We start from the raw sequence: 4,881 nt of genomic DNA, 5'->3' as shown, positions 1-4,881 counted from the left end.
GGGATCCTCGACGGCTGGCGCGGCTGCCTGACCCGGGACGACTACGCCGGCTGGCAGCAGTCGCCCAGCTCGCCGGCGTCCAGCTCTGCTGTGCCCATCTCATCCGTTCCCTGCGGGCGGTCCTGACGTTCCAGCGCATGGACCACTCGGATGCCTCGGACGGAGGGCACCGGCGGCATCAGGCCGCCACGGTGACGGACAACTCCCGGGGAACCCCGAATTCCTCGATCAGGCCGACGAGCGCCTCGCGCAGGTCGTCCAGCGCGTCCTGCTCGGTGGCACCCTCGCCATGGGCGCCCACTCCTGGACGTAGCTGCGCGTGTGCGCACCAGACGCCGTTCTCGTCGCACTCGACAATGATCGGGACGGTGACCGTGGTGGTGCGCGACGCCGCCATGCGTCTACGGTATCCTGAATGAAGCGATCCCGATCTCGTAGACAGTCGACGAGAGCGCGCTGGATGATCGGCCCGAAGCTAGACAGCCACCAGCATGACCAGAATAGCGACCGGTCCTTATAATGACCCTCATGGAGACCATACCGATCACCGAGGCGAAGGCCCGGATTGCCGAGCTGGCCGAGCGGGTAGCCAGAGAACATGATCACTTCACGATCACGCGCAACGGGCGCGCGGATGTGATGCTGATCTCCGTTGCCGAGTACGAGTCGATGCGCGAGACCCTCGACCTCCTGTCAGACGGCGAGGCTCTCGCGGATTTGCGGCAGTCGCGGGACGACTTCGCCGCGGGTGACACCTTCGCCTTGGGCGAGGTCGTGGCCGAACTGGAGCAGCGGCGGGCCGGGGACGGGTGATGGCCGCCAGCGGCGCACCCTACGAGGTCGCGCTGTCGCGCAGGGCACGGAGAAACCTCCACGAGGACCTGCCCCTGGAGGTCGCGGCCGCCGCACTGGAGACGATCCAACGAGCGGTCGCCATGAACCCTTACCGGGTCGGGAAGCCGTTGGACGAGCCCTTCGACGGCTTCTACTCGGCGCGCCGCGGAACCTACCGCATCATCTACCGGATCGACGCGGCCAAACACCTGGTAGAGATCCACTCCATCCGGCATCGGCGAGACGTCTATCACCTTTAAGTAAGGGCAGAAGGCCGAGTGTCCGGCGTGCCTTGACGACGATGAAATGGCGCCGGTCAACCGTTGCGACCTCGTCGATACCGAGGCGCTCCGCACACGCAATGACCGAGGCGTCGACCGTGCCGAGCCGCCGGTGGCCACCACGAGGCTCACGCCCACCGCACCCACGCCGGCCAGAGCTACCATCTCCCCGGGGTCGCAACTACCGGAAACGAGGTCGGGCGCACCGCGACTGGTGTGACCATGCAGCACACCGTATTGCGCCGCCTTTACCAGCAAAAGGATCCCGTAACACACGCAACCGTGAGATGAATGTGTCGCTCTGCCGGCAACCGCGTCGAGCTCAGGCAAGGATGACATGATCGAGAAGCCACGGCCGGGCGATCGCGGCGCCCCGGAGAGACGGCCGCTTGCTGACAAAAACGGTGTGAACCTCGATACCTGTAGTTAGAGCAATGAGCATTTTCAAAGTCGGTTTTTCTAGATCTCTTCCGGCTTCAGGACGAAGACGGCTTGGGTGAATGCGCCGACCCGGCGTGGGCAGCCGCGGAAGCGGCTGAAGACGCGCCAGTTCTTCAGGACCGCGAAGCCACGCCCACCGGGGCGCGGGTAGCCGCGCGGGCGCGGTTGCTTTCCTTGATGTCGTCGGGCAGCTCGCTGTTCGCGGGCTTCTTGCGGGGAACGAGGAGCAGGTCGCTCTCGCCGCCGGCGTAGCCCTTGTCCGCGTAGAGGTAGATCGTCTCCGCGTGGTTGATCACACGGAGGGCGTCGTGGGCCCGGGCTGCGGTGAGGTCGTGGGTCGAGCCGAGCAGCCCGTCGGAGATCCAGATCATCCGGCCCTACGGGTCCATCAGGCCCTGGAAGTTGCTCCAGGTCCAGGCGAACGTCCAGACGGCCGCGAGCAGGCTGCGCCCGCGCCTGGCGAGCAGCTCGACGGCCTCCCGGACATAGGTGTGGGCCGTGCCGACGCTGACCTGGAAGCCGGCGGCCAGGTGTTCGTGGGTGTCGCCGTTGCGCAGGTGCGCGAGCACGCGCAGCGCCTGGTCGCGAGGGGACAGCTTGCGCCAGGTCCGAGGCCGGTCGCGGTCGTCGGCCAACGGACGGTTTTCGTATAAAGCGAGGGAATGCTTCTGCCCCAAGAGGCGGAAACAGAAGCATCTTGAACGAACCGACCGTTCCGGGTCCACCCTGGCGTGGATGTCGTCGAGAGGAAACGGCATGACCTATGTATCCACAAATGTCGCCGCGCGCGGGCCGCGGACCAGGCCGCTGACCACCGGCGATCGAGCGTTCTTCCATTTCACTCTGCAGAATCCCGGAGAGTTCCTGGAGGGGGCGTGGTGCTCTGTGTCGACGACCCGGCCCTGACCCTCGCGGCGCGGCGCGGCACACCTGGGCGGTGACCGAGCTGGAGCGGCTGCGTCGGATCGCCCGACGCGAGGGCGTCACGGTCAACGACGTCTACCTCGCGGCGGTCGCCGGCGCCCTGCGCACCTGGTCCCTGCCGGAATGGACACCCACGACGGCCGACGGGTCCGGGCCGCGCACGCCGTCTCTTCCCCCGCCTCTCTCGTCAGCGTGCCATCCACACGTCGATGCCGATCAACGTGTGCACCCCGGACGAACAGGAGATCCTTTCCAACTTCACCCTGGGCATACGGGTGCCGCTGCCCTGCACCGAGGCCGATCCCCGGCGGCGGCTCGCCCAGATCGCCGAGCAGACCCGACGCGTCAAGGCACAGGGCAGGTTCGGCGTGGTCGAACGGAAGCTTCTGGACGGAATGCCGCACACCACATCGCCCCGTGTGTTCGCGCAGATCGTCGCCGTCGCGGCCCGCCCGACGGGCGCCGCTCTGGTCACGAGCAACCTGGGGACGATGGTGGGCCCGTACACGGTGGCCGGCCGCCGGGTCACCACGCTGATCGGCATGGCGCCGCTGTTCGTGAGTCGCCAGCACCTGTCGGCCGCCCTGTTCGGCCTGGACGAGCAGGTCTGCGCGGCGTTCACGGCCAGCGCGAGCGTCCCCCGCCACACCGCCTGGCCGGCAACTGGCTCGCCGGGCTCGCCGCCTTCGACGGCCGCACCCAGGGCGGCCCGACGCCCGCTCCCGCGAGTTCCCGGGGTCTCCCGGTCGTCCCGGTTCTCCCAAGTCCCCGGACTCCGCCACCTGACCCGACTCCCCCGAGCGGGTCCGCCGGACCTGCCGCTCGAACGTCGCCCGCAACGGCATCAAGGGAACATTGACCACCAGCTACCCGGCGGCGGGCGTCCGCCGGGGCGACCCACGACGATGACGATTACCGCCGACTCGGCGTTGCCGTGGACGTGGCGTGCGTCACGCGGTCATGTCACGTGTTCCACAGACAGTCGTAGCTGGTGCGTGGGGAGCGTGGTCGCGCTCAGCGTGGCAGTGGCCCGGAGTACGCCGCGCGTGCTCGTTGCACGGATGGAAGGTGTTGCTCGGACCACTGGGTGAGGGCGGCGAAGACGGGGGCGAGGCTCTCGCCGAGTTCGCTGATCTCGTACTCCACCCGGGGCGGGATTTCCGGGTGGTAGGTACGGACCACGAGCCCGTCGCGTTCCATCTGCCGCAGCCGCTGGGTCAGCACCTTGGGTGTGACGCCCAGCGTTCGCTCGAGTTCGACGAAGCGCTGGGTGCCGTGTTCGTGCAGCGTCCAGAGAATCGGGGTGGTCCAGCGGCTGAACACCAACTCGACGACCGGTGCGATCGGGCAGGGGCGGACGCCGGCCGTCATCTCGGCAGTGGCTGTCATACGGCGGTGTCTTTCATACGGCGGTGGCTGTCATACAGGCTCCGATGCTAGTCACTTTCCATGGGGAACCTACTACCCGCATGACCGTAGCGTGTCCCGGGTCAGTCCGAAGCCCAGACCCGGAGGTACCCCTGTGATCGTCGTGACCGGCGCGACCGGCAACATCGGCCGCCCCCTCGTCAAGAACCTGATTGCCGCCGGCCGGCCAGTGACCGCTGTGGCCCGAGGCGCCTCGGCGCCCCTTCCGGCCGGGGCTGGGCTCACTGCCGTCCGCGCCGACCTCACTGCCCCCGCCAGCCTGGTCCCTGCTCTCGAGGGAGCCGACGCGCTGTTCCTGCTCGTCCACGGTTCCGGCGATGGCCTCGACGCGGCGGCGATCCTGGGTGCCGCCAAGGCCGCCGGTGTCCGCCGGCTGGTGCTCCTGTCGTCGGTGGCCGCCGGCACCCGTCCGGGACTGGCGGCCTACGACGGGTTCCGGGCGCTCGAGGACGCCGTAACCGGGTCGGGCCTGGCGTGGACCATCCTGCGACCGGGCGGCTTCCACTCCAACGCGCTCGCCTGGGCGCCCTCGGTAGCGGCGCAGCGGACGGTGTTCGCACCGTTCGGCGACGTCGCACTTCCCTCCGTCGACCCGGCCGACCTGGCCGACGTCGCGGCGGCGACCCTGCTGGACCCGCGCCACGCCGGCCGGATCTACGTCCTGGCCGGGCCTTCGACCTCGCCACGTGACCGGGCTGCGGCCCTCGCCGCGGCCCTCGGTGAGCCGGTGGCCTTCGTCGAGATCTCCCACGCGCAGGCTCGTGAGGAGATGGCCAGATGGATGCCGGCCTCCATCGCCGACGACACCCTGACCATCCTGGGAAGCCCGACGGCCGAGGAGCGCACCGTCGGGCCCGACCTCGCCACCGTGCTCGGCCGACCCGGCCGGACGTTCGCGGTCTGGGCTCGGGACAACCTCGGCGCCTTCCGCTGACCCCACCGCCACCCCGGCCCGCCCGGTACGGCGAGCGCC

At 69.1% G+C, this 4,881-nt stretch carries 9 protein-coding genes; 5 read left to right on the top strand and 4 right to left on the bottom strand.

All coding sequences use genetic code 11. The features are described 5' to 3' along the window. Positions 1–178 precede the first annotated feature (178 nt). Positions 179–397 (bottom strand): type II toxin-antitoxin system HicB family antitoxin, encoded by a 219-nt coding sequence (locus AC08OP_RS20750; protein WP_476615708.1) that lies wholly within the window; start codon positions 395–397, stop codon positions 179–181. Between the two features lie 131 nt (positions 398–528). On the opposite strand from AC08OP_RS20750, the gene AC08OP_RS20745 reads away from it, so the two are divergent. Further along, positions 529–813, top strand: coding sequence for a type II toxin-antitoxin system Phd/YefM family antitoxin (locus AC08OP_RS20745; protein WP_476594115.1), 285 nt, complete (start codon positions 529–531; stop codon positions 811–813). Beyond that, entirely contained in the window at positions 813–1,094 is a 282-nt protein-coding gene (locus AC08OP_RS20740) for a type II toxin-antitoxin system RelE family toxin (RefSeq protein WP_476615707.1), read from the top strand. Before AC08OP_RS20745 ends, AC08OP_RS20740 begins: the two co-directional genes overlap by 1 nt. Positions 1,095–1,669: 575 nt before the next feature. Here AC08OP_RS20740 and AC08OP_RS20735 read toward each other — a convergent pair. Together AC08OP_RS20735 and AC08OP_RS20730 are read right to left on the bottom strand one after the other, a co-directional pair. After that, complete coding sequence (locus AC08OP_RS20735; protein ID WP_476615706.1) at positions 1,670–1,927, bottom strand: transposase family protein; 258 nt, start codon at positions 1,925–1,927, stop codon at positions 1,670–1,672. Between the two features lie 6 nt (positions 1,928–1,933). Beyond that, complete coding sequence (locus tag AC08OP_RS20730) at positions 1,934–2,191, bottom strand: helix-turn-helix domain-containing protein (protein WP_476615705.1); 258 nt, start codon at positions 2,189–2,191, stop codon at positions 1,934–1,936. Between the two features lie 121 nt (positions 2,192–2,312). Between AC08OP_RS20730 and AC08OP_RS20725 the strand changes: the two genes are divergently transcribed. Next, positions 2,313–2,462 carry a hypothetical protein gene (locus AC08OP_RS20725; RefSeq protein WP_476615704.1) on the top strand — a complete coding sequence of 50 codons (150 nt, stop codon included), beginning with the start codon at positions 2,313–2,315 and terminating at the stop codon, positions 2,460–2,462. A gap of 227 nt (positions 2,463–2,689) precedes the next feature. Next, positions 2,690–3,571, top strand: coding sequence for a WS/DGAT domain-containing protein (locus AC08OP_RS20720; protein ID WP_476615703.1), 882 nt, complete (start codon positions 2,690–2,692; stop codon positions 3,569–3,571). Here the strand turns inward: AC08OP_RS20720 and AC08OP_RS20715 are convergent. After that, positions 3,495–3,869 carry a winged helix-turn-helix transcriptional regulator gene (locus AC08OP_RS20715; protein WP_476615702.1) on the bottom strand — a complete coding sequence of 125 codons (375 nt, stop codon included), beginning with the start codon at positions 3,867–3,869 and terminating at the stop codon, positions 3,495–3,497. The two genes, AC08OP_RS20720 and AC08OP_RS20715, sit on opposite strands and share 77 nt — an antisense overlap. 133 nt (positions 3,870–4,002) lie before the next feature. Between AC08OP_RS20715 and AC08OP_RS20710 the strand changes: the two genes are divergently transcribed. Beyond that, on the top strand, positions 4,003–4,842 hold the full coding sequence (locus tag AC08OP_RS20710) for an SDR family oxidoreductase (RefSeq protein WP_476615701.1): 840 nt from the start codon (positions 4,003–4,005) through the stop codon (positions 4,840–4,842). Positions 4,843–4,881: the final 39 nt, after the last annotated feature.

This window comes from Frankia sp. CeRuru1 (assembly GCF_977966315.1).
The sequence above is the reverse complement of the archived record's forward strand: the minus strand, read 5'-3'. Positions and strand labels throughout refer to the sequence as shown.